This is a genomic window from Peptoniphilus asaccharolyticus DSM 20463, assembly GCF_900176115.1.
GTDB classification, from domain to species: Bacteria; Bacillota; Clostridia; order Tissierellales; family Peptoniphilaceae; genus Peptoniphilus; species Peptoniphilus asaccharolyticus.
Genome location: NZ_FWWR01000011.1, coordinates 132,901 through 158,624, shown reverse-complemented (window position 1 = coordinate 158,624; position 25,724 = coordinate 132,901). Strand labels below are relative to the sequence as shown.

At 33.1% G+C, this 25,724-nt stretch carries 22 protein-coding genes, 6 pseudogenes and 1 other annotated feature; of the genes and pseudogenes, 3 read left to right on the top strand and 25 right to left on the bottom strand.

Going from position 1 to position 25,724, the window contains the following annotated elements; genetic code table 11:
• Nucleotides 1-171: 171 nt before the first annotated feature.
• From B8869_RS08520 to greA, 12 genes and pseudogenes are all read right to left on the bottom strand, one after another.
• A pseudogene (locus B8869_RS08520) lies at nt 172-524 on the bottom strand (hypothetical protein).
• Between the two features lie 143 nt (nt 525-667).
• Nucleotides 668-1,297, bottom strand: a complete 630-nt coding sequence (locus B8869_RS08515; protein WP_084231220.1) for a CatB-related O-acetyltransferase — start codon at nt 1,295-1,297, stop codon at nt 668-670.
• Between the two features lie 142 nt (nt 1,298-1,439).
• Nucleotides 1,440-1,631 (bottom strand): transposon-encoded TnpW family protein, encoded by a 192-nt coding sequence (locus B8869_RS08510; RefSeq protein ID WP_084231219.1) that lies wholly within the window; start codon nt 1,629-1,631, stop codon nt 1,440-1,442.
• A gap of 81 nt (nt 1,632-1,712) precedes the next feature.
• Nucleotides 1,713-3,547 (bottom strand): annotated as a pseudogene (locus tag B8869_RS08505) (recombinase family protein).
• Between the two features lie 60 nt (nt 3,548-3,607).
• Nucleotides 3,608-3,946, bottom strand: a pseudogene (locus B8869_RS08500) (VirD4-like conjugal transfer protein, CD1115 family); the annotation flags it as partial.
• On the bottom strand, nt 3,939-4,673 hold the full coding sequence (locus tag B8869_RS08495) for a BRO family protein (protein WP_084231218.1): 735 nt from the start codon (nt 4,671-4,673) through the stop codon (nt 3,939-3,941). The gene B8869_RS08495 and the pseudogene B8869_RS08500, both read right to left, overlap by 8 nt.
• Nucleotides 4,670-5,155: a PcfB family protein gene (locus B8869_RS08490; RefSeq protein WP_084231217.1), complete on the bottom strand. Its 486-nt coding sequence runs from the start codon at nt 5,153-5,155 to the stop codon at nt 4,670-4,672. The genes B8869_RS08495 and B8869_RS08490 overlap by 4 nt, the downstream gene beginning before the upstream one ends.
• Complete coding sequence (locus tag B8869_RS08485) at nt 5,148-5,975, bottom strand: ATP-binding protein (protein ID WP_084231216.1); 828 nt, start codon at nt 5,973-5,975, stop codon at nt 5,148-5,150. The genes B8869_RS08490 and B8869_RS08485 overlap by 8 nt, the downstream gene beginning before the upstream one ends.
• A complete protein-coding gene (locus B8869_RS08480) occupies nt 5,972-6,745 on the bottom strand; it encodes a replication initiator protein A (RefSeq protein WP_084231215.1) in 774 nt (257 codons plus the stop codon). Before B8869_RS08480 ends, B8869_RS08485 begins: the two co-directional genes overlap by 4 nt.
• 83 nt (nt 6,746-6,828) lie before the next feature.
• Entirely contained in the window at nt 6,829-7,110 is a 282-nt protein-coding gene (locus B8869_RS12110; protein WP_084231214.1) for a CD1845 family protein, read from the bottom strand.
• A gap of 63 nt (nt 7,111-7,173) precedes the next feature.
• A pseudogene (gene lysS / locus B8869_RS08470) lies at nt 7,174-9,097 on the bottom strand (lysine--tRNA ligase).
• 8 nt (nt 9,098-9,105) lie between these two features.
• Complete coding sequence (greA, locus tag B8869_RS08465; RefSeq protein WP_084231213.1) at nt 9,106-9,582, bottom strand: transcription elongation factor GreA; 477 nt, start codon at nt 9,580-9,582, stop codon at nt 9,106-9,108.
• Nucleotides 9,583-9,851: 269 nt separating this feature from the next.
• Between greA and B8869_RS08460 the strand changes: the two genes are divergently transcribed.
• Complete coding sequence (locus B8869_RS08460; protein ID WP_084231212.1) at nt 9,852-10,661, top strand: CPBP family intramembrane glutamic endopeptidase; 810 nt, start codon at nt 9,852-9,854, stop codon at nt 10,659-10,661.
• Between the two features lie 51 nt (nt 10,662-10,712).
• Here B8869_RS08460 and pyrE read toward each other — a convergent pair whose 3' ends face one another.
• The 5 genes and pseudogenes from pyrE to B8869_RS08435 form a co-directional block, all read right to left on the bottom strand.
• Complete coding sequence (pyrE, locus tag B8869_RS08455) at nt 10,713-11,336, bottom strand: orotate phosphoribosyltransferase (protein ID WP_274382456.1); 624 nt, start codon at nt 11,334-11,336, stop codon at nt 10,713-10,715.
• Nucleotides 11,336-12,040: an orotidine-5'-phosphate decarboxylase gene (gene pyrF / locus B8869_RS08450; protein ID WP_084231210.1), complete on the bottom strand. Its 705-nt coding sequence runs from the start codon at nt 12,038-12,040 to the stop codon at nt 11,336-11,338. Before pyrF ends, pyrE begins: the two co-directional genes overlap by 1 nt.
• 97 nt (nt 12,041-12,137) lie before the next feature.
• The gene (locus B8869_RS08445) at nt 12,138-12,455 is read right to left on the bottom strand and encodes a YbjQ family protein (protein ID WP_084231209.1); all 318 of its coding nucleotides are present in this window, start codon (nt 12,453-12,455) and stop codon (nt 12,138-12,140) included.
• Nucleotides 12,456-12,463: 8 nt separating this feature from the next.
• A protein-coding gene (prfB, locus tag B8869_RS08440) for a peptide chain release factor 2 (protein ID WP_144017978.1) occupies nt 12,464-13,577 on the bottom strand; the annotation gives its coding sequence in 2 pieces (ribosomal slippage) (nt 12,464-13,498 and nt 13,500-13,577; 1,113 coding nt in all).
• A gap of 1 nt (nt 13,578) precedes the next feature.
• A pseudogene (locus B8869_RS08435) lies at nt 13,579-13,827 on the bottom strand (TRAM domain-containing protein); the annotation flags it as partial.
• A 96-nt stretch (nt 13,828-13,923) separates the two neighbouring features.
• On the opposite strand from B8869_RS08435, the gene B8869_RS08430 reads away from it, so the two are divergent.
• Nucleotides 13,924-14,910, top strand: a complete 987-nt coding sequence (locus B8869_RS08430) for an IS30 family transposase (RefSeq protein ID WP_084229742.1) — start codon at nt 13,924-13,926, stop codon at nt 14,908-14,910.
• On the opposite strand, the gene B8869_RS08425 is transcribed toward B8869_RS08430, so the two are convergent.
• The 8 genes and pseudogenes from B8869_RS08425 to B8869_RS08390 all read right to left on the bottom strand — a co-directional run bounded on the left by B8869_RS08425 (nt 14,879) and on the right by B8869_RS08390 (nt 25,101).
• On the bottom strand, nt 14,879-15,805 hold the full coding sequence (locus B8869_RS08425; protein ID WP_203003073.1) for a PIN/TRAM domain-containing protein: 927 nt from the start codon (nt 15,803-15,805) through the stop codon (nt 14,879-14,881). The genes B8869_RS08430 and B8869_RS08425 overlap by 32 nt on opposite strands.
• A gap of 3 nt (nt 15,806-15,808) precedes the next feature.
• On the bottom strand, nt 15,809-16,291 hold the full coding sequence (locus B8869_RS08420; RefSeq protein WP_084231208.1) for a CarD family transcriptional regulator: 483 nt from the start codon (nt 16,289-16,291) through the stop codon (nt 15,809-15,811).
• A 303-nt stretch (nt 16,292-16,594) separates the two neighbouring features.
• The gene (gene ileS / locus B8869_RS08415; RefSeq protein ID WP_084231207.1) at nt 16,595-19,696 is read right to left on the bottom strand and encodes an isoleucine--tRNA ligase; all 3,102 of its coding nucleotides are present in this window, start codon (nt 19,694-19,696) and stop codon (nt 16,595-16,597) included.
• A 51-nt stretch (nt 19,697-19,747) separates the two neighbouring features.
• Nucleotides 19,748-20,735: pseudogene (locus B8869_RS08410) on the bottom strand (IS30 family transposase).
• 121 nt (nt 20,736-20,856) lie between these two features.
• Nucleotides 20,857-21,033 (bottom strand) — a binding site (T-box leader).
• Nucleotides 21,021-21,449, bottom strand: coding sequence for an RrF2 family transcriptional regulator (locus tag B8869_RS08405; RefSeq protein WP_084231206.1), 429 nt, complete (start codon nt 21,447-21,449; stop codon nt 21,021-21,023). It overlaps the preceding feature by 13 nt.
• A gap of 93 nt (nt 21,450-21,542) precedes the next feature.
• Nucleotides 21,543-22,823, bottom strand: coding sequence for an NAD(P)H-dependent oxidoreductase (locus B8869_RS08400; RefSeq protein WP_084231205.1), 1,281 nt, complete (start codon nt 22,821-22,823; stop codon nt 21,543-21,545).
• 8 nt (nt 22,824-22,831) lie between these two features.
• A complete protein-coding gene (locus B8869_RS08395; RefSeq protein WP_084231204.1) occupies nt 22,832-24,016 on the bottom strand; it encodes an aminoacetone oxidase family FAD-binding enzyme in 1,185 nt (394 codons plus the stop codon).
• 122 nt (nt 24,017-24,138) lie between these two features.
• The gene (locus B8869_RS08390) at nt 24,139-25,101 is read right to left on the bottom strand and encodes a D-2-hydroxyacid dehydrogenase (protein WP_084231203.1); all 963 of its coding nucleotides are present in this window, start codon (nt 25,099-25,101) and stop codon (nt 24,139-24,141) included.
• 73 nt (nt 25,102-25,174) lie between these two features.
• On the opposite strand from B8869_RS08390, the gene B8869_RS08385 reads away from it, so the two are divergent.
• Nucleotides 25,175-25,714 (top strand): LemA family protein, encoded by a 540-nt coding sequence (locus B8869_RS08385; protein ID WP_084231202.1) that lies wholly within the window; start codon nt 25,175-25,177, stop codon nt 25,712-25,714.
• Nucleotides 25,715-25,724 lie beyond the last annotated feature (10 nt).

Here is a 25,724-nt window from a genome sequence, read left to right as displayed (position 1 = left end):
ATAGCTTTATATCCGATTTCTTTTGGGAAGTACACAAGGGGTAGGAAATTTATTTCCGTAGGGGAATGTAGTTCCCCTGTATCAGCGTTAGCTGATATGCCCTCTGCTAAGAGCCTTCGGAGAACGCACGCACCTGTTAAGGTGTATATGTGCGCCCTTGTAAACAAGGGACTATTCTTCGATGTCCGTTTCGTCCTCTTGGTTTTCTATATTTTGATTTTCTGTTTCTTCTCTGCTTTCTATAATTTTTAGTATTTTGATATTGGCTTCTTCTTTACGAATTAGAGATGTGATTAACTGATAAAATTCATCTTTGGTTAAATTTTTACTTTCTGTAAATATACTTTCAAAGACCGCTCCCTTTTCATATATCCTTTTATCTCTCTTTTTTCTTTCTTCCTGTTTCTGCTGACTGATGAGTTTCTTTCTTCCTGTTTCTGCTGACTGATGAGTTTCTTTCTTTTGTTTTGTAACTGCTTGATTTCTTCATCTGCCATTAAGATTTTTTCTTCTATATTTTTCATTTTTTCGTTTCCTCTCTTTCTAATTTTGAGCAAAGAAAAAACAGTAAACCGATTTGATTTACTGTTCCTGTGTTAGTTTTTATTAAATTGTTAGTTAGACAAACTGGAAGTTGCAGGGGGATTGTTTATCCCCCTATGGTATTTTAATTCAAATTTTCTATTCTTCCGTTCTTTATTGCCTCTATATTTTGTGAAATTCTCTGTTTTGACCAATTCCACCATTTCAATTTCAAGAACAAGGAAATTGTCTCCTCTGAAAATCGTTTGCGAATTGGCTTGGCAGGAACGCCAGCAACAATCGTATATGGCGGTACGTCTTTTGTCACTACCGCGCGAGTGCCGATTATTGCACCATCTCCAATCGTAACGCCTGCCATAATAACCGCTTCGTACCCAATCCAAACGTCATTACCAATGATAATATCTCCTTTATTATCCCATGCAGTTGCAACATCTTTAATCTCCAAATCCCATTCCTCAAAAAAGATAGGGAATGGATAAGTAGATAATGAAGTCTGTGTATGGTTGGCACTGTTAAACAAAAACTTTGCGCCACAAGCAATAGAACAAAACTTTCCGATTATCAACTTATCATGGTTGATGGGATAATGATATAACACATTATTCTTTTCAAACTCCTGCGGATTATTGACAAAATCGTTATACATGGTAAAATCGCCAACAATTATATTAGGGTTTGTTACAACGCTTTTCAAATAAACAGTTTCTTTATCTCCTGTACGGGGATATATTTTTTTCTCCGATATAGTCATTTTGAAATCCTCCAAATGTTTTTTTATTATGCGACTATATCGGTAATTGCAATGCAACGCTTCACCTGTATCACCTCCACAAATTCAAATTTGTTTGTTAATATAGACTAATATTATAGCATTTTTTAGTTATTTTTTCTACTCACTCGCTACTATCTCCTTTAGAATGTATTACCTTGAATAACTTATCTTGAAATGTCTCTTTACTCTTTTTATCAAAATATATCTCTGTTACAAAGGTCTTTCCATTTATCTTCTTTGTAAGAATGCCATCGGGCTTTTGATGTTGTTCTGTCTGTATTTCTTTAATATCTGTTTTCTCATTTTCTGCCATTTAGTTCCTCCTTTCGACTTGCACAAAAAAAAGATTTCCTGTGATTAGGAAACCTCTTTTGCGATTAATTGATATTTGGTTTTAGGTTGTTGCTTGTAGTTTCTTTTTTGCTCTGTATTCTCTTGCTTTTAATTTTTCATACTCTCGGCACTTTTCAAGATTTTTGGCTCTGTATGCTTTAGAATATGCCCTACGATACGCTCGTGCTTTTTCTTTCTTTGCTTCTTCTATTTCTTCCCTCATCTGTAGCATTTCTTCTTTTGTCGGCTCTATCTGTTTTGTCAGTTCATTTTCAAATTTTCCGATATAGTTAAAATAAACCTCTATTCGCTGAACAACATATTTTGCTCTTTTTACATCTCTTTCATGGACTACGATTTTACTGATAAACTCATTGATAATGGTTGGGGTAAGTTCTTCAAAGTTGGAATAGCTTTCTGCAAGTCTGATAAATCTCTTTGCTCTTTTGTTTGCATTTTCACATTCGGATAAGCGTTCTTTGATTTCTTCTTTTTCTGCTTTTAAGGTGTAATATTCTTCTGCATACTTTCTTGATAACTGTTCATAGCGTTCTGTATCCATATTTCCAAGTGCATTATCCTCATAGAGCTTATTCATCACTCTTTCTATCTGTTCCATTCGGTCTGTGATTTGGGGCATACGCTTTTGATTTTTCTTAACTTCTTCGGTCTGCTCTTTATACAGACTCTCTTTTACAAGTTTCTCAAATTCTGCTTTGTTTTCCAAAGAATACTGTGCTATCTTTCGCAAGACTTCTGCGATATTTTCCATAACCTCATCAACATCAATGCGGTGTGGGGAGTTGCATTTGGGGTGCTTTGCTTTCCCTTTGGCATATTCACTGCAATAGGTTACATGCTGTACTCTTCCATTTTTGTGTATGGTGCGAATGTGCATTTTTGTTCCGCAATCTTTACAGTACATCAAGCCTGAAAGTGCGTGAATTTCTCCATCTCCATTTGGTCTTTTTACAGGTGCATTTTTTAACATACGCTCTACATTTTCAAAGGTAGTTCTATCTATTATCGGCTCATGGACATTTTCCGTTATTTGCCATTTGCTTTTATCTACATAATGGTTTCTCTTATCTCTGTAATGCTTTTCGGTCTTGAAGTTGACTACATCACCACAATACTCTTGTCTTTTCAGTATGCGTGTTATGGTTGCTTTGTTCCAGTTATATCTGTTTTCTTGGTTTAGTGGTTTGTTTTTTGCTGTTCCTCTGTTTTGCTGTTTCATATAAAAGGTTGGAGTTAGTATTTCTTTTTCTTTCAGGTAAACAGCTATCTGATTTCTGTTTTTCCCCTCCATAAATAGCCTAAAAATGAGTTTTACAACTTCGGCAGCTTCTTTATCGACGATCCAATAATCTTTGTTCTCAGGGTCTTTTATATAGCCGTATGGGGCTTCTGTTGCGACAGGCTTTCCGTCTGCTCCTTTGGTCTTTATTCCTGTCTTTACTTTCTTGCTGATGTCTCTTGCATACCACTCTGACTGTTGATAAAGGGGGCAAATTCCAATGTGTTTTGGTCAATGCTATCTATTCCATTATTGATAGCGATAAAGCGTACATTGTTTCTTCTAAATATCTCCATCGCATTTCCTACTTGAAGATAATCTCTTCCCCATCTTGTCATGTATTTCATGATGACAATACCGATTTTACCTTGTTCTACATCGCTTATCATCTGTGTGTAAGCGGAACGGTCAAAGAACCTACCGCTTTCGTCATCGTCGATATAGTGGCGAATGTTTATCAGCTTTTTATCTCTTGCATATCTTTCTAAAAATGCTTTTTGATTTACAATACTATTACTCTCGCCACCGTCTCTATCTTCGTCACCAACTGAAAGGCGGGAGTATAGTGCTGTGATTTTGTTATGATATTCTATCATGGTATTATCCTCCTTTTCTCGTGTCTATATATCACTCCTGTTCAGTTAATATTATGCAACCCATCTTGCAGAACCATATTCTTTACCTTGTCTATACTTCTTTTTATTTTTACCTTTGCTATAAACAATTAGCTTAACAAGAGCAGCAACTGAAATACCTACTAACAAGTCCCTTGGATTAATACTTGGTATATAAGATAAAGTTCCTATATCAGAAATTCCCACAATTATTCTGTCAATAATATCTCCTCCTACATAAGAATTGATGTGTTTAGAAAAGATATTTCCAATGTAGAAGAATGATAGATAAGGAATGTTTGCTAATATAAATTTCTTTGGGTTGTCTATTTTAATTAAGTTTTTAATATCAGAAAGAATGGCTTCTAATACCTTATTCATCGTAGAAACCTTCACTATCTAATAAAATTAGTAGGTAATGTCTTCCCTTTGGTGTTATAAATGTTTGTATTCCTACAAGTGTACCTAGTGGATCAACCCATTCCTTTACTTCAAAATATCCCTTGTTCTTATCTGCATAAGGTAGAAGTTTCTTTTTCTTATCTCTATAAATTAATCCTTTATTCATTAAAAAACTTATAAACTGGTTTTGTGGTATTCCTAACTCTTTGGCAGTATTTCTAAAGTTTGTAAGTAGGTTATAATCTATTAGTTTATCATAATAGTCTGCCTTTGGTCTTAATTCGTCAATTTCTTCTTCTCTCTCGGCAATAATTCTATTGGCTACTAAAATTGCATTTGCAAGTAGCTCTTCGTTAGTTTTCTTTTCTTGCCCTACTATATATCCTCCGTTTTTTCTAATACTTGGTAAGACTTCTCTAGTTACCCAAGCTTTGAATATTTTTGCTTGTGGTAGTTTTGATGAAAGGATAAGTGAATACAATCCTGATTCGTTAATTATTGAAATATTCTGTATTCCTCCAAGGGTGTTCCATTTCGTTACACCCTTGTCTTCTTCATCTACATGGTCATAAACAGCTTTTCTTGGATTGGCATATCCTAACATAGTTGCTACTTCATTAGCTATAAAGAAAAACTCACCGTCTTTTTCTATAACAGTGAGTTTCCCAAAATTCTTATTTTCAAATGTTTTTAAATTACTTATCATAAGCTTTGCTCCTTATGTTTATTTTTAACTTTATCTTTGCTGATGGTGTCCTTAGCCATATCTTTAAACTTATTTATAGTCTTCGTTATTGAATCTTTTCTATCGGCCTTTCTTTCAGAAGCCTTAACTGCTTTTTTAAAGGCGTGTTCCATCACCTTTATATCCTTAGATTGAAAAAACACAGAGTGGTTACCAGTTTCCTTATCTTTCATAACAGAAAACTTCACTCCGTGTTTATTTAAAATTTTCTTTAGTTCTTTTAACTCAGGATCTTTTAGATTAATTTCTTCTAACTGTCCCTTTTTAACCATATCCTTTAGCTTTACTTCTTCTCCATTATTTTCTATTACATTTTTCAATCCTCCTTGTTCTTCTATTTGCTTGTGTACTTTCTTTAAGGCATCAAGAATTGCTTTACTTGTTGCTTTTGCAAGTCTTACTTCAAGATTAAGACTTGACCTAGATACTTCTTCATTAATCATCTATTCCACCTCCATATAAAAGTAGCTCTTTGTATTTTCTTAACTTCTCTTGATGGATTTTTCTTCTAAAATCTTCTCCCGTAACTTTAACTGGTATTGTCATTTCAAGTATTCTTGAATATATTCTCTGATACTCAAGGTCAATGTTTGGATTTTGAATGATTTCCAATGATAAGTTTGTAGTAAAAATTGTCGGCCTGCCTTTTAAGTATCTTGAGTTTATAATGTTATATACTTGTTCTCTTGCATAAGATGTATCCCTTTCAATTCCAAGGTCATCCAAGATTAACAATGGAATATTAGAGAGGTTACTTATTATTTCATTTGAATCAACCTTAAATGCAGATTTTTGTATTTGATTTATAACCTGAGATAAATTCATAATCTTAACTTTAACTTGTTTTCTTTCAATTAATTCATTTGCAATTGCACAAGCAAGATAAGTTTTTCCACTTCCAACATCTCCATAAAATAAAAGTCCAACATTGTCTTTTTTCATCTGTTCAAAGCTTTTAGCGTAATTATAAGCAACCTTGTAAGCTTGACCTTTTTCATTTAAGAATCTCTCAAAAGTATATTGGTGTTGAAGCAGCGATGAGAAACAATCTCTTTTAAGCGATGATATTTTCATTAGTCTTTCTCTTTCTTCATTTTCTTTATCTCTCTTTATTTCACATTCACATTTAATTCTGGGAATAAAATTTGTAAATCCAAGGTCAACTAATTCTCCATCGACTCTTTTACCACATACCTTACAATAAATATGTCCATTTCTTTCAATATCATTTTCTCTTAATACAAAATCTTTTAAGTTCTTCATAAACTCTCTCCTATATCGTAATTCATTTTCCTTGTTGTATTATCATTAATGTTTTTTGGCTGATCATTAAGGTACCAATTGATTATCGTAGCCTTGTGGTCTTGATACACTCTGTTATTTGCTTTCATATATGAAGACAACCTATCAATGTATTCATTAATTCTACTTCCTAACTCATTTGTTAAGTCCTTGTATTCCTCATCACTCAAAAATATGTTTTTATATATTCCATAAGGCTTTTGTCCCTTACTAAAATCATTCTTTCTTAACTCATTATTACTAATATTGTTATAGTTACCTTCCGATTTTCGAAAATCTTGACTTTCGATATTCAAATCTCTTGAATTTCGATTATCGAACTTCTGGAATTTTGCTTTTCGAACTTCTTGATTTTTTAATTCCATATTATTAAATATGCTCATAAAGTCTTTAACATAAATTCTGTTAGGCTTTCCCAGTCCTTGTCTTTTCTTTTCAATCAGTCCTATTCCTGATTTAATATCAAGTTCAGCTATTAATTTATTTGCTTTTTCACTCGCACAATTAAATTGATCTTTTATACTTTCAATTGTGTAGTAAATAAAGACTTTTCCATCATCATCTATCCAGCCATTTTTATATGAAAGACCCATTCGATTAAGCATATATGAATACAAAACTTTAGCTTCAATAGAAATGTTCTCAAAAATCTCATCTTCCATTAATACCATAGGTAACCTAATGAAGTTATACATCTCAGATTGCCTATTATAAAAATAATCAAAATTCATTCCCGCCTCCTTTCTTAAAAATAAAAAAAGACGACAGAATTATTATCTTCTATCGTCTACGATTGTCTAATATTTATTTTTCTTTAAATTGATTTTATTGTATAGTTTAATAATTCTAATAATCCAATAACATATATACCTAATTTAGGTAACCCAAATGGACTAAATAAAAATGCTAATATTAGTGCTTCAATTACAATTTGCTTGTCTCCTTGAAAAATGCTAGCTAATCCAATTATAAAAATTAAAGTAGAAACTACGTTTAACAACGCAGTGCTCAAACTTAATATAAAAGTGAAAAAAGCTATGAGCAAACTCAACACTAATCTTATCGGTAATAAAATTATTCTAATTATCCATCTCATACATAACCCTAAAAATTAAACTGGGATTCATAACAAACCCCAGTTTCATAATTCGCGTGTTCTTTAATATAATTTTGATCCTGCTGGAATATTATCATCCAACATTATTAAGTTAAGTTTTTCTTCTCCGTCGTACTCACAAATTGCAGATATAATCATACCTTCTGAGTCAATTCCCATCACTTTACGAGGAGGAAGATTACAAATCGCAAGTAGTGTCTTTCCAATTAAGCTCTCTGCACTGTAATATTCCTTAATACCAGATAAAATAACTCTTTCTTTTTCAGAACCATCATCTAATGTAAATTTCAAAAGTTTTTTTGATTTTGGAACTTCTTCGCAGTTCTTAACTTTTACAACTCTAAAATCAGATTTTGTGAATGTATCAAAATCAACCATATCTTCAAATATTGGTTCCACTTTCACTTTTGAAAAGTCGATTTTTTTCTGTCGTAAGTTTGTCGTAAGTTTCGTAAGTTTCTTTTGACAAATCCCCATTTTCTGCCTTTTCTAAGCCTATTGGCTTCATTGTTGGGAAGAATACAATATCTCTAATTGATGGTTGGTCAGTTAAAAGCATTATCATTCTGTCTACACCAATTCCAAGTCCACCTGTCGGAGGAAGACCAACTTCAAGTGCATTGATGAAATCTGAATCCATTGGATGTGCTTCTTCGTCTCCAGCTTCTTTTTCTCTAAGTTGAGCTTCGAATCTTTCTTTTTGATCTATTGGGTCGTTAAGTTCTGAGAATGCATTTGCAAATTCCCATCCGTTGATAAACGCTTCAAATCTATCAGTAAGTCTTGGATCTTCTACATTTCTCTTAGATAGTGGAGAAACTTCTACTGGATATTCTGTTACGAAAGTTGGTTGAATTAGAGTTTCTTCACAGAATTCTTCAAAGAATTCAGCTATAATTTTTCCTCTAGTCCAGTTTTCTTCTATTTCAACACCTTTAGCTTTTGCTATATCTCTTGCTTCTTGGTCAGATTCTATCTTGTTGAAATCAACTCCAGCTAGTTCTTTTATCAAGTCTATCATTGTAACTCTTCTCCAAGGAGCTTTTACATCTATTTCTTTACCTTGGAAGTTTACAACTGTTGTTCCATGAACTGCCATAGCTGCGTTTTCAAATATTTCTTCTGTGATTTCCATCATAGTATTGTAGTCTGCGTATGCTTCGTATAATTCTATGTTTGTAAATTCAGGGTTGTGACGAGTGTCCATACCTTCGTTTCTGAACATCTTGCCCATTTCATATACTTTATCAAATCCACCAACGATTAGTCTCTTTAAGAACAATTCATTTGCGATTCTAAGTTGCATATCTAAATCTAAAGTGTTGTGGTGTGTGATAAATGGTCTAGCATTTGCGCCACCTGCAACTGTTCCTAAAATTGGTGTTTCAACTTCTAAATATCCTCTGTTATCAAGATATTCTCTAATTGATTTTATAATTTTATTTCTCTTTAAGAATACATCTTTGATTTCAGGATTTACAATTAAATCTACATATCTTTGTCTGTATCTTAAATCAGGGTCTTTAAGACCGTGGAATTTTTCTGGAAGAATTTGAAGTGATTTAGACATTAGAGAAGTTTCTGTAGCTCTTACAGTTATTTCTCCTGCATTTGTCTTAAATACATTTCCCACTACTCCAATGATATCTCCAATATCGTATCCTTTTATATCTTCATAGTTTTCTTCAAGAACGTCTTTCTTTGCAAAAACTTGGATTCTTCCTTGAGAATCTTGAACGTCTAAAAATGCAATCTTACCATGACGTCTCTTGCTCATTATACGTCCAGCAATAGAAACTTGTTTTTCTTCAAGCTCTTCAAAGTTTTCTTTAATTTCTATTGAATGATGTGTTACATCAAATTTTGAAATTTGAAATGGATCCTTGCCAGCATCTTTTAACTCTTGTAGCTTTTCTCTCTTAGCAACAAGCATCTCATTTAACTTTTTTTCTTCAGTATTTTGCATTTCTCCTCCTATAGTGAGATTTCTACTACCTCTAATTTAATAATTCCGTCCGGAACGTCAACTTCTACAGATTCTCCAACTTTTAGTCCTAATAGCTTTCCGCCAACAGGGCTTTCGTTAGATATCTTGCCTTCTAATGGATCTGCCTCAGCAGAACCAACTATTGTATATTCATCTATTTCTCCAGATTGTACATCTTTCACTTTTACAGTTGAACCAATGTTTACAATCTCAGAATTTAATTCATCTTCAGAAATGACTTTAGCATTTCTTACCATCATTTCAAGTTTAGCTATTTTTTCTTCAACTAAAGCTTGTTCATTTTTAGCTTCATCATATTCAGAGTTTTCTGAAAGGTCTCCATAGCCAAGAGCAACTTTAATTCTTTCAGCTACTTCCTTTCTTCTAACTGTCTTTAAATACTCTATCTCATTTTCAATTTTTTCCAAGCCTTCAGCTGTAAAAAAAATGTCCTTTTCTACCAAAGCAATTCTCTCCTCGTATATAAAAAATAAGGCGCCATACTCGGTACGCCCTTGCCGTTAAATTCTAACTGATTATAGTCGAAAATCAGCCAACTGTCAAGTTTTTTACAGTATTCTATGTTTTTTGCACATTTTTAATCAAATGAAATATGTCTAACAAATCCATTACAATTTTAAAAATTTCATAATAAATTATTACGATTTAATAATCGATATTGTTTTTTATTATCTTTTATGAGAAACTTATCAAGCAAAGAGAAGGAGTAATTATGACACAAAAAAATAAAAATATAATTTATATTTTAATCCCCTTGTTGATTGTAGCGACATATTCAGCTGTAGATAGATTCTCAACTGATTTGTTTATATACATAGCATCATTCTATCCGAAGTTTATAAATGCTCTTAACAGTAGCTATTCAATGATGGACACTTTTATAACTTTGGTGCTACTCTTGGTATGTTTCCCAATCTACAAGTTTCTCACTAAAAACAAAATCACTTTAAAGCCAATGGATTCTAAATTAATTTTGGGTTGTATCCCTCTGTCTTTAGCACTTGGTGGTATGTCATTTATAGTTTTGCTAATCATAGAGCATTTCTTAGTTCCATTCGGAATTTTAGAAAAGAGCTTTTTGGATTTTACTACAATGTGGGACGAAGTGGACAACGAAGCTTACTTTTGGGTTTTTCTCTCAATAGTGTTCTTAGGCCCTATCTTTGAAGAAATTCTATTTAGAGGGATTATATACAACCTACTTGAAAAATATAAGTTTGGATTGTTTCCTGCCGTTGTATCCGGAATTCTATTTGGTATCTGGCACGGACAACCTGTTCAAACAATATACACTGCTCTAATGGGTATAGTGCTTGGTTATGTCTATATGCGAACCAAAAATTTATTTTATCCAATCCTATTGCATATTTTAAACAACCTCTACTCAACTCTTCCCCCTTCGCTCGAAAGTGATTTCATCTATACAGCTATCAACTACATTTCAATCTTGATGGTCATTCCTTTCGTCTATATATTGGCTCTAGATTTAATAGAGTATAAGAAAAATAATAAATTAACTTAAAAAAAGGTAGTCTCACAGAATTTTTCTATTCTGCAAAACTACCTTTTTAATTTATTTTATCCAAGACTCGTCTTTAGGATTTTGTCTCCACTTATTTAATTTAAGTATATCTTCTTCTTTTATGATTCCATTTTCTGCTGCAACTTCTGCTAATTCTTCAAAGTTTGTAAGTGTTTTTAATTCATACTTATCTTTAAAGTTTTCTTTTGCAGATTCTAAATTGTATGAGAATATTGCAACTATTGCCAATACTTCAAATCCAGCTTCTTCAAGTGCTTTAGCTGCTTCGATAGAAGATCCGCCTGTAGAAATTAAATCTTCTATTACTACAACTTTAGCTCCCTTTATTATTTTGCCTTCAATTTTGTTTTGCTTACCGTGGTCTTTGTTTGAAGATCTTACAAATCCCATTGGCAATTTTAAATTTTCTGCAATTAGAGCTGCGTGAGGAATACCTGCTGTTGCAGTTCCCATAATATATTCAACTTCAGGATAGTTATCTTCAATAAGTTTTGTCAAACCATTTTCAACAACTCTTCTCTCTTCTGGATAAGAAAGTGTAAGTCTATTGTCGCAATATATTGGAGATTTAATTCCTGATGCCCATGTAAATGGTTCACTTGGCGATAAACTAACTGCTTCTATGTCTAATAAAATTTTTGATATTTCTTTCATCATTCACCTATAAACATTTTCTTTATTTCTTTATATGCTTTAACAGGGTCTTCTGCTCCTGTTATTGGACGTCCAACTACTATATAATCTGAACCTAACATTCTTGCATCTGCAGGTGTAACTACACGCTTTTGGTCGTCTCCTTTTATCTGTTCAAGTCTAATCCCAGGAGTAACAGTTATAAAACTTTCTCCAGCAACTTTTTTAATTTCCGGAACTTCTAATGCTGAAGATACAACTCCATCAAGTCCACTTTTCTTACCAATTTCAGCATAACTTTTAACTGTATCTGCTACACTTAGGTTATCTTTTATAAGTATGTCATTGTGCATTGTTTCTTCGTCTGTTGAAGTAAGCATTGTTATGCCCAATGTTATAATTTCTGGTTTAACTTCTTTCGCGGCCTTAATAGCTTCCATAAGCATTTTTGAGCCACCGGCAATATGGTAATTTATCATATCTACATCTAAATCCATAAGTGATAGTGTAGCTTTCTTAACAGTGTTTGGTATGTCATGTAACTTAAGGTCTAAAAATATTTTATGTCCTCTTTTTTTAAATTCTCTAACTATTTCAGGACCAGCTTTATAAAATAATTCCATACCTATCTTCACATATACTTCATCTTCTTGAAATTTATCTATAAAATCTAAAGCTTTTTCAGAAGAATCAAAGTCTAAAGCAATTATTACGTCTCTACTCATTCTATCGCCTCCTCCAAAGATTTTAACACAAATATTATTTTGTTTACATAAAAAATGCTCTCTAAAAATAAATTAATTATTTTCAGAAAGCATAATTTTACTTTATTTTAACTGCTGTACCAATCACATTAACTAAAAGCATTGTCCCCTGTCCAAGTGCCTCTACATTTATGTTTACTCCAACTATTGCATCAGCGCCTAACTTAGTGGCTCTTTTAGTCATTTCTTCAATTGCATCTTCTCTACTGGAAACCAATTCAGTTTCATATCCAGCACTTCTTCCGCCTACTAAATTTCTTATTCCAGCGCCAAAATCTTTTACAAAATTGATCCCGTTTACAGTCTCGCCATACACAAGACCTAAATATTCAACAATTTCTTTTCCTTCGATTTTATTAGTAGTTGTAATTATCATATATTACCTCAATTTTCAGTAGCTTTTAGTTGTAGATAGCTATTTATAAACTCGTCTAAGTCTCCATCCATTACACGATTCACATCTCCCATCTCAGCATTGGTTCTGTGGTCTTTTACAAGTGTGTAAGGTTGGAATACATAAGATCTGATTTGTGAACCCCAAGCAATTTGAGAGTAGTTGCCTTGTAGGTCGTCAATTTTTTCTTTTTGTTCTTCTTCTGCAAGAGCAATCAACTTTGCCTTTAACATATTCATTGCAGTTTCTCTATTTTGAATCTGGCTTCTTTCATTTTGACATTGAACCACTATTCCTGTAGGGATGTGTGTGATTCTTACGGCTGAGTCAGTTGTGTTTACGTGTTGCCCCCCAGCGCCTGAAGATCTATAAGTATCGACTTTTAAATCTTCCGCTCTGATTTCAACTTCAACATCTCCATCTATTTGAGGATATACATCCACTGAAGAGAATGAAGTGTGTCTTCTCTTATTTGAGTCAAAAGGAGAAATTCTAACCAATCTGTGAACTCCCTTTTCACCCTTCATATATCCATAGCCATTGTCACCTGAAATTAAAAGCGTTGCTGATTTTATCCCAGCTTCGTCTTCTTTTTGAATATCCAAGATTTCAACTTTAAAGCCCTTGCTCTCTGCATATCTCGTATACATTCTTAGGAGCATACTAGCCCAGTCTTGAGCTTCTGTTCCACCTGCTCCGGCATGTATTGTCAATATACAGTCATTTGCATCGTACTCTCCGTTTAATAGAGTTTCAAGCTTAAAGTCTTCAGCAAACTTTTCTATATCTTCTAAATCCTTTTTGAATTCATCATAGAAAGTATAGTCATCTTCCAATTCCATCAATTCAATTAAATCATTGGCTTCTTGAATTTTCTTTGAAAGCTTGTCATATTTATCAACTTTTCCTTGATGATGATTTAATTCTTTTATAACTTTTTGTGCAGATTCGCTATTATCCCAAAAGTTTGGTTCTAATTGCTTATCGTTTAATTCTTTTACTTTCTCTCTTAGACCAGCCAGGTCAAAGAGATTCACCAAGACTTTCTACTAAGGATTTCGCTTCATTTAGGCGCTCCTTGTCTAAATAAATATTTTGTTCCAAATTATTCCCCCTTTGTCGGTTTTGCAAATATCATCTTGCCGGCAGAGGTTTGTAATGCTGATGTAACTACTACTTCAACATCCTCTCCAACGTGGTCTTTACCATCTTCTACTACAATCATAGTTCCATCGTCTAAATATCCAAGCCCTTGTCCATGTTCTTTACCCAGCTTTACTATTTGAGTTTTCATAATCTCACCTGGTAAATAAACTGGTTTAACTGAGTTTGCAAGTTCATTTATATTGATAATTTATCATAACAAGTGCAACATAAATAAACTCATAGCTAATCAGCTGTGTTAATATGTAAGTGACCAAACAAAACATATTAAAAGGAGTGATTAACTATGAGCTATAACCATCTTACCATAGAAGAAAGATCTTGTATTTACCAATTTTTAAATTTAGGAATGAGTATAAGGAAAATTGCACAAGCACTTAAAAGGTCACCTAGTACAATATCTAGAGAAATTAAAAGAAATTCATCTAAGATAAAAGTTAGTAGGGGAAGTTACACTAAGTACTTTCCGATAAAGGCAAATGATAAATATATTGATAGAAGAAAAGACTGCCATAGAAAAAGTAAATTTTCTAAAGATGTTATTGATTATTTAACTGTAAAGATTAACGAACATTGGTCCCCTGAACAAATATCAAATAGAAACACAAATGAGATTCATGAATTACCATCTACATCAACGATATATAGAATGATACACGCCAAAAAGCTGCCAAAAACTAGTATGAAAAATTTGAGAAGAAAAGCTAAATTTAAAAGGCCAGCAGAAAAAAGAGGAAAATTCAATGATAAAGGTAGAACAATTAAGAAAAGACCTAAAGAGATATACAGAAGGCAAGAATTAGGCCACTGGGAAGCAGATACAGTGGAATCAGGCAGATTAGATCATAAAAGGAAAAGTAGATGTTGTTTCGTAACTTTAGCAGAAAGAAAATCTAGATATTATATAGCAATCCTAGTTGAAAATAGAAAGTCGGAAAGCGTAACACCAGCAATAATAAATGCATTAAAAGATTATCCAAAAGAATTAGTAAAAACAATAACCTTTGATAGAGGTAAAGAATTTTCAGAATTTGAGAAAATAGAAAAAGAATTAGGATGCAAAACTTATTTTTGTGATCCCTATTGTGCATGGCAAAAAGGTACAAATGAAAATAGTAACGGACTTTTGAGGGAGTTTTATCCTAAGGGTATGGATTTATCAGAAGTGAATATTGATGAATTAAATTATAACTTAAGTTTAATGAATAATAGACCTAGAAAATGTATAAAATATAAAACACCTAAAGAAGAACTTTTTGGTCTCTTACCATAGGTGTTGCATTTGATTTGACAATTCGTCTATTTAAAACCGGTACATTTTGTACTACTGCAACCTTATTTAAATTGTAGTCATTTGTTACAATCTTTCCTCTTAAATCTTTTGTGATTTGAATCAACTTAGAATCCACTTCTTTTATATTTTCGTAATCATCATTGAAAATTACTACATCCAAATTTGGATCGTCTTGAAGTTCTTTTAGAATATCTAAGCCTCTTCTTCCTCTATTTCTCTTCAATGCATCTGAAGAATCTGCTATATGTTGTAGTTCTTCAAGCACATATTTAGATACGACCAATTGTCCTTCTAAAAAGCCTGCTTCGCATACATTTTTTATACGACCATCAATTATTACGCTTGTGTCTAATACCTTTGCTCCGACTATATTTTTCTTTTTATCTTTACTTGGTGCTGGCTTAGGTAGACTCATATCTTTAAGTCTATAAATCATTTCATCTTTGTATTTCAAAGACAAATTTATTCCCAGATAACCAAGTATTCCATAGAGTATTAATGAAAGTGCCGTTCCTATTACCGGAATTCTATTAATCGGCTGTGATAACAGAAATGCTATAAAAAGACCTATTATAAGCCCCAAGCTACCAGTTAAGTTCTCCGATAAAGTCCTCTTTTTGAGTTCTGTTTCAACTCCCTTTAAATTTACTTCTATAGTCTTAAAAATCTTTGGAGATAAAATAAAAAATATAAGTGCGAAAATCCCAATTATCATAACTGTCGCTATGTTAATTATGGTTGTATTAAATCCTCGTGCAAAATCCATTGATTTTATAAAAACAACGAGTGCTACTCCAAGACCTGCTCCTATAATAGTAAACAAAAATCTAAATATTGTAGTTACTATCTTTTTGTTTCTGCTTATACTATTCACCCCTTATCTTAAAATGGCATCATCTACAATTTCTACGATTTTCTCGTAGTCCTCTTCATAAACCAATACCATCTCAGAGATTATAATTTGTTTAGCACAATTAAGTAATTTCCTCTCACCTGTCGATAAGTTCTTAGAAGTATCTGATCTTTCAAGAGCTCTCACAACTCTAGCTATTTCTTCAATATTTCCCGATTTAATTCTGTCCATATTGAATCTATATCTTCTGCTCCAGTTTTTTGGCATCTCTATTTTTTCTTCACTTCTCAAAACTTCAAAAACTTTGTCCATATCTTCTCTTGTAAGAATATCTCTTACACCTACTTCATCTGCATATTCTACCGGTACCATTACTTCCATATCTTTTACAGGTAGCCTTAATATGTAATACTTTCTTGTCTCATCAAGAATTTCTCTCTCTTCGATTCCTACTATTACACCCGCTCCATGCATAGGATACACTATTTTGTCTCCAATATTATACATTGCAATACCTCCTGGACATATATAGTATATCAAAGTGGTTAAATAAAGTAAATGTTTGATAATATCATAATTTTCTTCGTTATGCAATATCTATTACATAATTTCTTACAAAATTTTATATTTCATTTTCTGTCTTTACTTATACTGCTGTATCATATAATACCATTAAATCTTAAATTATAATCTTAAAATAAATCAAATTATAATAAAATTAATTTAATCTTTTACTAACCTTAGCAATTAACTTTTTAATTTAAAATTTAATTAAATAATCCCTCAAGCATTAGCTCAAGGGATTTATTTTTAAGCTTTTTGTATTCTAATTTTTGAACTGTGAGAGTTAAGATCTACTTCTTCTCCATCAACAGAATCAGCTTTAACTACTTCAACTGCTAATGTTTCAGTTTTGATAAATTCTGCACCGGCTTCAATAGCTTTTACAACTTCATCATCTGATGTGTATTCAATCTTGATATTGTCTAAGATATTTAAATCTAAGTTCTTTCTCATTTGTTGGATTTTAGAAATGAATTCTCTGATATATCCTTCATTTACTAAATCTTCATTAAGCTCTGTATCAAGGATTACAAATAGATTGTTTTCCATTGTTACGTCAAAACCTTCTTTAGATTTGATGTTTATTAAGATATATTCTTCTTTAATTTCTGTTCTTTCTCCATTCAATTCAACTTCTTTCGGTCTGTTTGAAAGTTCTGTTACGAATTCCTTAGGATCTACAGAATTTAAATATTTTGAGAAGTCTTTTATCTTGCTTCCAAGAATTGAACCTGCAACTTTGAAGTTTGGTTTTAATTCATAGTTCATAAATTGTGAAAGATCATCTTCAAAGTGAACTTCTTTAACGTTAAGTTCTTCTTTTATAAGTTCATCTAATTCAGCAATTATTTCTTTATATTTTCCGTCGATAATTACTTTTAGAAGTGGTTGACGTACTTTTATCTTAGCATTTTCTCTTGAAGCACGTCCTAGAGCAACTAAGTTTCTAACTAAGTCCATCTTTTCTTCTATTTTTTCATCTATTAGAGCACTATCAACTTCTGGATACATTTCAAGGTGAACAGATTCTCCATCAGTTAAACTTCTGTAAAGTTCTTCTGCAGTGAATGGCACAAATGGAGCTATTAACTTAGCTATTCCAAGCATAACTTCGTATGTTGTCGCATATACAGCTTTCTTGTCGTCATCGATTTCAGTTGCCCAGAATCTTCTTCTGTTTCTTCTGATATACCAGTTTGATAAATCTTCTATTACAAATTCTTGGATGTTTCTAACAACTTTTGTAACTTCAAATTTATCCATATCTTCTCTTACGGTTTTTACAAGGTTGTTGTATTTAGATAATAACCACTTGTCAATTTCATCTCTTTTTTCATACGCAACGTCAAATTCTCTTGGATTTATTCCGTCTGTATTTGCATATAAGCTAAAGAAGTTGTAGATATTTCTGATTGATCTGAAGAATTTAGAATCAACTTCTCTAAGTCCATCTTCATCAAATTTTGTTGGAGTCCATGGTGGTGATACATACATCAAGTACCATCTAACTACGTCTGCTCCATATCTGTCGAATAAATCAAATGGTTCAACTGTGTTGCCCTTTGACTTAGACATCTTCTTTCCAAATTTATCTAAAATTAAGTCATTTACAAGTACATTCTTATATGGGCTCTTACCTGTCATATAAGTTGAGATTGCAAGAAGTGAATAGAACCAACCTCTTGTTTGGTCGATACCTTCACAGATGAAATCTGCTGGGAACAATTCATTGAAGTCGTCTTCATGTTCAAATGGGTAGTGCCATTGAGCAAAAGGCATAGCTCCTGAATCGAACCAAACGTCTCCAACTTCTGGTATTCTTGACATAGTATGACCACATTTGTCGCACTTGATATGAACATCATCAACGTATGGTCTGTGAAGTTCAATTGACTCATCTATGTCTTCAATTGCTCTTTCTGCAAGTTCCTTTCTTGAACCTACTGAAGTTGTGTGTCCACATTCTTCACATTTCCAAATTGGAAGTGGAGTTCCCCAATATCTTGAACGAGATATTGCCCAGTCGTTTAAGTTTTCTAACCAGTTTCCAAATCTCTTTTCCCCTACATAATCTGGGAACCAGTTTACTCCGTTGTTGTTTTCTACAAGCTTTTCTTTGAACTTAGTAACTTCGATATACCAAGATGGGTGAGCATAATAGATTAGTGGAGTATGGCATCTCCAGCAGTGTGGATAGTTGTGAACAAATTTATGTTTTTCAAATAGTAAGTTGTTTTCTCTTAGATATTGAATAACCTCTGGATCAGCGTCCATTACGAACATACCTTTCCAAGGAGTTTCTGTAAATCTACCAGATTCATCAACTGGATTAAACACAGGTAGACCATATCTTCTTCCTGTTTGGTAGTCGTCTTCCCCGAAAGCTGGTGCTGTGTGTACGATACCTGTACCATCTTCTGTTGTTACATAATCAGCTGTTGTAACATAGAAAGCTTTTTGGTCTGTTTGAATGAACTTTAATAGTTGTTCATATTCAACTCCTTCTAATTCGCTTCCCTTTAATGTTTCAAGCACTTCATATTCGTGGTCAAATACCTTGTCAGCTAATTCTTTTGCCACGATATAAACTTCGTCATGAATCTTTGCTCTTATATATTCAACTTTAGGGTTTACAGCAAGTGTTACGTTTGATGGTAAAGTCCATGGAGTTGTTGTCCACGCTAAGAAATATTCATTTTCTTTGTCTTTTCTCTTAAACTTTGCTGTTACTGTTTCTGTTTTTATTTCTTCATAACCTTGTGCAACTTCGTGAGATGCTAGACCTGTTCCACAACGTGGGCAATATGGAAGTATCTTGTGTCCTTCATAAATAAGTCCATCTTTAAACATCTTGTTGTAGATGTTCCAAACAGATTCTATAAAGTTGTTATCCAAAGTTACGTATGGATCATCTAAGTCAATTAGATAAGCCATTCTACGAGTTAGTCTTCTCCATTCAGATTCATATTCCCATACGGATTGTCTACACATTTCGTTGAATTCTGCAACCCCATATTTTTCTATGTCCTGTTTGTTGTGAAGTCCTAATTTCTTTTCAACTTCAATTTCTACTGGCAACCCGTGAGTGTCCCAACCGGCTTTACGCTTTACTTTATAGCCACTCATAGTTTTATATCTACAAGTTAAATCTTTTAAAGTTCTTGCAATTACGTGGTGGATCCCCGGTTTACCATTTGCTGTTGGTGGCCCTTCATAAAAAATGTAGGACTCTTTACCTTCTCTTGTCTCAACAGATCTTTTTAATAGATCTATGTCATCCCAGTAAGTTGAGATTTCAGCTTCTCTGTCTTTTACTGGCGATTTTGAAAGCGGTTTAAAATTTTCCATGACTTTTCCTCCTTATTTTATATAGACGAATTGTCAAATCAAATGCAACACCTATGGTAAGAGACCAAAAAGTTCTTCTTTAGGTGTTTTATATTTTATACATTTTCTAGGTCTATTATTCATTAAACTTAAGTTATAATTTAATTCATCAATATTCACTTCTGATAAATCCATACCCTTAGGATAAAACTCCCTCAAAAGTCCGTTACTATTTTCATTTGTACCTTTTTGCCATGCACAATAGGGATCACAAAAATAAGTTTTGCATCCTAATTCTTTTTCTATTTTCTCAAATTCTGAAAATTCTTTACCTCTATCAAAGGTTATTGTTTTTACTAATTCTTTTGGATAATCTTTTAATGCATTTATTATTGCTGGTGTTACGCTTTCCGACTTTCTATTTTCAACTAGGATTGCTATATAATATCTAGATTTTCTTTCTGCTAAAGTTACGAAACAACATCTACTTTTCCTTTTATTGATCTAATCTGCCTGATTCCACTGTATCTGCTTCCCAGTGGCCTAATTCTTGCCTTCTGTATATCTCTTTAGGTCTTTTCTTAATTGTTCTACCTTTATCATTGAATTTTCCTCTTTTTTCTGCTGGCCTTTTAAATTTAGCTTTTCTTCTCAAATTTTTCATACTAGTTTTTGGCAGCTTTTTGGCGTGTATCATTCTATATATCGTTGATGTAGATGGTAATTCATGAATCTCATTTGTGTTTCTATTTGATATTTGTTCAGGGGACCAATGTTCGTTAATCTTTACAGTTAAATAATCAATAACATCTTTAGAAAATTTACTTTTTCTATGGCAGTCTTTTCTTCTATCAATATATTTATCATTTGCCTTTATCGGAAAGTACTTAGTGTAACTTCCCCTACTAACTTTTATCTTAGATGAATTTCTTTTAATTTCTCTAGATATTGTACTAGGTGACCTTTTAAGTGCTTGTGCAATTTTCCTTATACTCATTCCTAAATTTAAAAATTGGTAAATACAAGATCTTTCTTCTATGGTAAGATGGTTATAGCTCATAGTTAATCACTCCTTTTAATATGTTTTGTTTGGTCACTTACATATTAACACAGCTGATTAGCTATGAGTTTATTTATGTTGCACTTGTTATGATAAATTATCTATAATAAAAAAGACCTTATTAAGGGACGACTTACGCCGCGGTACCACCCTTATTATAGGTCCTATCACTCAATGTCTTTAAGGCAGACATACCATTTTGCTCCAAGTTGATTTCATAAACTAAAGTTGCATTCTCACACCATCCGAATGCTCTCTTTGAACTCTCCGTTTATAACTGTCTCTTCATTGCTTATTCTCACCAAAACATTCTAATGTTTTAGATTTTAAAATTTTTATCACCGAATTTTGTACTTCTTCAAGAGCTACGTGAAACTTACACCCATTTAAATCTGAAGCATTTACCCCCATACATGAACAATAAGGGTCATCTTCATGTAAGCATCTGTTCACAATTATTGGTCCATCTATAGCAACCACTATATCATATAGAGAAATATCTTCTTTCGGTCTATTTAACATATAGCCTCCAGTAACTCCTCTTTTTGCTGTAGTTATTCCCGCCAAGTTTAATTTTCTAAGTATTCTTAATGTAAATCTTTCTGGTATAACTCTATCATGTGCAATTTTGGGTGCTCCCACTACTTCACCTTCGTGTTGGGCTAAGTAACCGCATATCCTGAATGCATAATCTGTTTCTTTTGTGATTCTCATGGCTTTTCGTCCTTTCTAAATGCACTACTCTACCAAAGTCATTTTCTAAATGTAACTATGCATTTCAATTGTATATTTTATATTACTTTGTCCTTAGTTGTCAATTGCATTATTGTCTTGAAGCCTTCTCACCTTAACTATGCTCGCATTTTCGTCTAATAGTACATCTTCATAAGTTAGTGCTTCACCCATCTTTACATCTCGTACAAGCTTAGTGTTTTCTGTAATAATTCCTATAGGTAAAAGATTTTCGTCTCTTTGAATAGTAGATTTTTCAAGAGCGCCATATACAGAACTTCCGCCTATTCCCTCAAGTTTATCGCCCTTCTTCAAATCTTTTTTTGCAATGGCCACTGTCTCAGCCACAGAACCCTTATAAGGAGCTATAGTAGAGTCTTTTAAAACCACAGCTCTAATTATAGAGATTGGTGTTTCCAAACTTGTCAAATGGTATGGTCTATATATTGCAAAGTTAGGTCTTTTACCAACACTTAGATATTCCATTTCATTGTCAATTATCTCAGAATTAGTCTTAGCTATTGCAAACACTCCCGGAGCTATCCCCATTGAAAAATCAACTGTGCCATAGGAGTTTAACTTTGAACCTCTTGAAGCTAAGTCTATATCTTGTGCAATTGTCTTAGGTGTGGTTGAAAAAGAATGACATCCTCTTATGTCCGGAACAAATCCAGTTGCATTACAAACCGCATTCAATTCGGTCATTGTGTTTGTGCCGTCCACGAATGATGTCAACATTCTTGGATTAAGCCCTCTTTTAATTGCCTCTTCTTCAAGCTGATCCGGAGTGGCCGTTCTGTCCAACTTGTTGTTCTTTCCCTTTCCAAGCACCAAGACTTCAAACCCCATAGTGTTTAAAAACTCATATAATTCTATTATTGCCCCTGGCTCATCTCCAGCAGACCCTGAATAAACTACTCCCGCTTCGTCTGCCAGTGCCTTTAAGTAAGGGCCAACTGTTGCGTCCATTTCAACATTTAAGCTGACAATATGAGTGTTAGATTCTATCGCCTTTAGTGTTACTTCGCATCCCGCATTAGTATCTCCTGTGCAGTCTACTACCACATCAGGTAACTCTGCGGCAATCATATTATCAGTTGTCGCAATAGACTTTCCGCTCTTTAGCACCTCTCTTGCAACTTCTATATCATCTGTCACCAAAAATTCACTTTCATCAAATCCAGCTGATAAAAATGCATTTTTTACCTTTTCAATTCTTCTTGATGCCAGAATAATAGGAGTAAAATTTTGTAGTCCCTTTAGCTGAGCTAATAAAGAGCTTCCCATTATTCCACAACCAATTATTCCAACTGCTATATTCCCATGTTCTTTTAATCTATTCTGTAAGTAGAACATTCTACCTCCTAAAGACTTCTGCTCATCATAATCGCAGAAGATACCGCCCATTGTATGTTGTATCCACCGCAAACTCCGTCTATATTAAGAGCCTCACCTATTATATAAAGCCCTTTTACTACCTTTGATTCAAAAGTTATCTCATCAACTTGGGATAGCTCAACTCCTCCAAGTGTTACTTGAGATGTTTCAAACCCCTTTGTACCCGAAATATCAACTCTGTGTTCTAAAAGTTCTTGAACCAAGACTTTAAACTTGTTTTCATCGATATTCCCCACCGGCACATCTTGATTTAAATCTAATTTTTTGCAAATATATGCTACCAATTTTTTGTCTACTATGCCCATCAACCATCTCTTAAGTGGATAGTGGCTGAACATATAGTACATATTATATAATTCGTCCTTAGTATCTTCGTTTGAATAATTTATAAGAGAAAACTCCACATACTTATCTCCTCTTTCCATATTCACTTTCTTAGATAAACTTAAAATTGGAGGGCCACTTAATCCATATTCGGTAAATAAAACTTCTCCCTCTTCTTCTTGGACGAAATTACCATCTACGTACAATTTTGGTTTGGAATAAACTTTCACTCCGCTTATGGATTTTAAATCCCTTGAATTTGAAGTCAGCTGAGTCAAAGCCGGATATAAATCTGTTACCTTATGTCCCAAGCTCTTCAATACTTCAAAACTCTTTCCATCGCTTCCAAGCTTTGGAGATGAACATCCTCCAGTTGCAAACACAACTCTATCCGCAACATATTTATGTTCATTTGTGTATACTGTAAAATTATTTTTCTTCTCTACTTTTAACACTGGTGAAGAAGTTATAACTTCAATTCCAAGCTCTTTTACCTCTTCAAGCAGCTGAGTAACCACAGTTTGTGCTTTAAGCGTTTGTGGATATACTTTATTCCCCTCACAAGTTGTAAAAACGGCAATAGTTTTTAAATAGTCTATAAAGTCTCTATTTGTAAAACTACTTAGCGCCTTGGATACAAACTTTGAATTATAATGCTCTGGAGTTACATTTACATTAGTGAGATTACATCTTCCGTTTCCAGTTGTCAGCATCTTTTTAAGAATTCTATCTTTCTTTTCCAAAACCAAAACTTCATGTCCTAAACGTTTTGATTCGATAGCTGCAAAGATTCCGGAGATTCCCCCACCTATTATTATAATTTTCATGTGATTAACCTTCCCTTATACATTATATTTAATCTTTACCTTCATTTCAATTTATCTTTATTATATGCTAACTAAGACTAAGATACATTTTGGATACAAAAGTTAAGTTTTGACTTATATATTTATTTAACTTCGTTTATTGATTCACCTTTCATATAAGCGTTCAAATTATCCACAACCATCTTTAAAAGTCTTTTTCTAGTATCAACGGATGACCATGCTATGTGGGGTGTTATAAGCAAATTCTTAGCTCCTAATAACACATTGTCCTCTCTCATAGGTTCTTCTGCAATTGTATCTATTCCAGCTGCATATATCTTTCCAGAGTTAAGAGCATCTCTAAAATCTTCTTCATCTATCAACCCACCTCTTGCAGTGTTTAATAAAATCACGCCGTCTTTCATCTTAGATATGGTTTCTCTGTTGATTATGCGTTCCGTATCTCTATTTAATGGACAGTGTAGTGCTATTACATCAGACTCTCTTAAAAGCTTGTCTAATGGCACATAACGTCCTATATCCATGCCTTCCTTTGTCGGTCTCGAACCAGTTGCTATTACATTCATCCCTAAGCTCTTAGCTATACGTCCTGTATTCTTTCCGATGTCCCCAAATCCAATAATACCCATCGTCTTCCCATAAAGCTCTATAACAGGATATTTCCAATAGCAAAAATCTTCTGCATCTATCCAGTCTCCACTCATTACAGATTGAGTATGTCTGTATGTGTTATGACAAATTTCAAGCAGCAGACCAATTGTAAATTGGCTTACGGCATAAGTTGAGTAGTCAGGACAATTTCTCACGCTTATACCCCTTTCATTTGCCGCCTCAATGTCTATATTATTATAGCCAGTTGAACACAGTCCTATATATTTTAAATTTTTGCATCTCTCAATGACATTTTTAGAAATTGGAGTTTTATTTACTATAATCGCCTTGGCGTCTCCAATTCTCTCTATAATTTCATTTTCATTTTCTATATCTGTATTTTCATATAACTCCACATCTCCAAGTGCTTTAAGTTCTTCAAAGCTCAAGTCACCCACGTTTAGAGTTTTATAATCAAGCATTACAATTTTCATAATTCCCACCCATCAAAAAATTTATATATATTTCTTTTACTTATTATATAATATACAAAAAGGAGGGTTAATAATGTACTTTTATATAATAATTTTAGCTATTGTAATTATAGCTGTGTATGCTCTTTCAGTGCAAAGACAGTTGGTAAGGGCTAAAGAATATATCGATAACTCTTTTTCTCAAATTGGAGTTAATCAACAATCTCGTTGGGACGCTCTAACCCAACTTGCAAAAGCTACTTCAGCTTATTCAAGCCATGAATATAGAACTCTTATGGATGTTATAGACAGTAGAAAGAGCAATACAACTTTGGAGAACTTAGAGAGTAATGAACAAGCTATTCAAAGTGCTTTGAGCAGAGTTAATGTCTTAGCAGAGCAATATCCTGACTTAAAAGCTTCACAAGTCTATATAGAAACTATGAAGAGTGTCAATGATTATGAGAACAAAGTGAGAGTTGCAAGAATGGTGTTTAATGATTCTGTTACAAAGTACAACAGAATAGTAAAACAACTTCCTTCTTCAATTTTCGCATCAATGTTTGGTTTTTCAGTTCAAGAATATCTGAATGCAGATTCTAAAAAATCTGAAATGCCAGAATTAAATTTTTAGGTGATTATAT

Bases quoted from the DNA above. Each gene is read 5' to 3' on its own strand.
- B8869_RS08495 (WP_084231218.1), bottom strand. From the start codon at position 4,673: ATGATAAGTAATTTAAAAACATTTGAAAATAAGAATTTTGGGAAACTC.
- ileS (WP_084231207.1), bottom strand. From the start codon at position 19,696: ATGGAAAATTTTAAACCGCTTTCAAAATCGCCAGTAAAAGACAGAGAA.
- B8869_RS12110 (WP_084231214.1), bottom strand. From the start codon at position 7,110: ATGAGATGGATAATTAGAATAATTTTATTACCGATAAGATTAGTGTTG.
- B8869_RS08405 (WP_084231206.1), bottom strand. From the start codon at position 21,449: ATGAGAATCACAAAAGAAACAGATTATGCATTCAGGATATGCGGTTAC.
- B8869_RS08385 (WP_084231202.1), top strand. From the start codon at position 25,175: ATGTACTTTTATATAATAATTTTAGCTATTGTAATTATAGCTGTGTAT.
- pyrF (WP_084231210.1), bottom strand. From the start codon at position 12,040: ATGAGTAGAGACGTAATAATTGCTTTAGACTTTGATTCTTCTGAAAAA.
- B8869_RS08485 (WP_084231216.1), bottom strand. From the start codon at position 5,975: ATGAAGAACTTAAAAGATTTTGTATTAAGAGAAAATGATATTGAAAGA.
- B8869_RS08420 (WP_084231208.1), bottom strand. From the start codon at position 16,291: ATGTATAATATTGGAGACAAAATAGTGTATCCTATGCATGGAGCGGGT.
- B8869_RS08515 (WP_084231220.1), bottom strand. From the start codon at position 1,297: ATGACTATATCGGAGAAAAAAATATATCCCCGTACAGGAGATAAAGAA.
- B8869_RS08395 (WP_084231204.1), bottom strand. From the start codon at position 24,016: ATGAAAATTATAATAATAGGTGGGGGAATCTCCGGAATCTTTGCAGCT.
- B8869_RS08480 (WP_084231215.1), bottom strand. From the start codon at position 6,745: ATGAATTTTGATTATTTTTATAATAGGCAATCTGAGATGTATAACTTC.
- pyrE (WP_274382456.1), bottom strand. From the start codon at position 11,336: ATGAAAGAAATATCAAAAATTTTATTAGACATAGAAGCAGTTAGTTTA.
- B8869_RS08390 (WP_084231203.1), bottom strand. From the start codon at position 25,101: ATGAAAATTGTAATGCTTGATTATAAAACTCTAAACGTGGGTGACTTG.
- B8869_RS08490 (WP_084231217.1), bottom strand. From the start codon at position 5,155: ATGATTAATGAAGAAGTATCTAGGTCAAGTCTTAATCTTGAAGTAAGA.
- B8869_RS08430 (WP_084229742.1), top strand. From the start codon at position 13,924: ATGAGCTATAACCATCTTACCATAGAAGAAAGATCTTGTATTTACCAA.
- B8869_RS08510 (WP_084231219.1), bottom strand. From the start codon at position 1,631: ATGGCAGAAAATGAGAAAACAGATATTAAAGAAATACAGACAGAACAA.
- B8869_RS08400 (WP_084231205.1), bottom strand. From the start codon at position 22,823: ATGTTCTACTTACAGAATAGATTAAAAGAACATGGGAATATAGCAGTT.
- B8869_RS08445 (WP_084231209.1), bottom strand. From the start codon at position 12,455: ATGATAATTACAACTACTAATAAAATCGAAGGAAAAGAAATTGTTGAA.
- B8869_RS08460 (WP_084231212.1), top strand. From the start codon at position 9,852: ATGACACAAAAAAATAAAAATATAATTTATATTTTAATCCCCTTGTTG.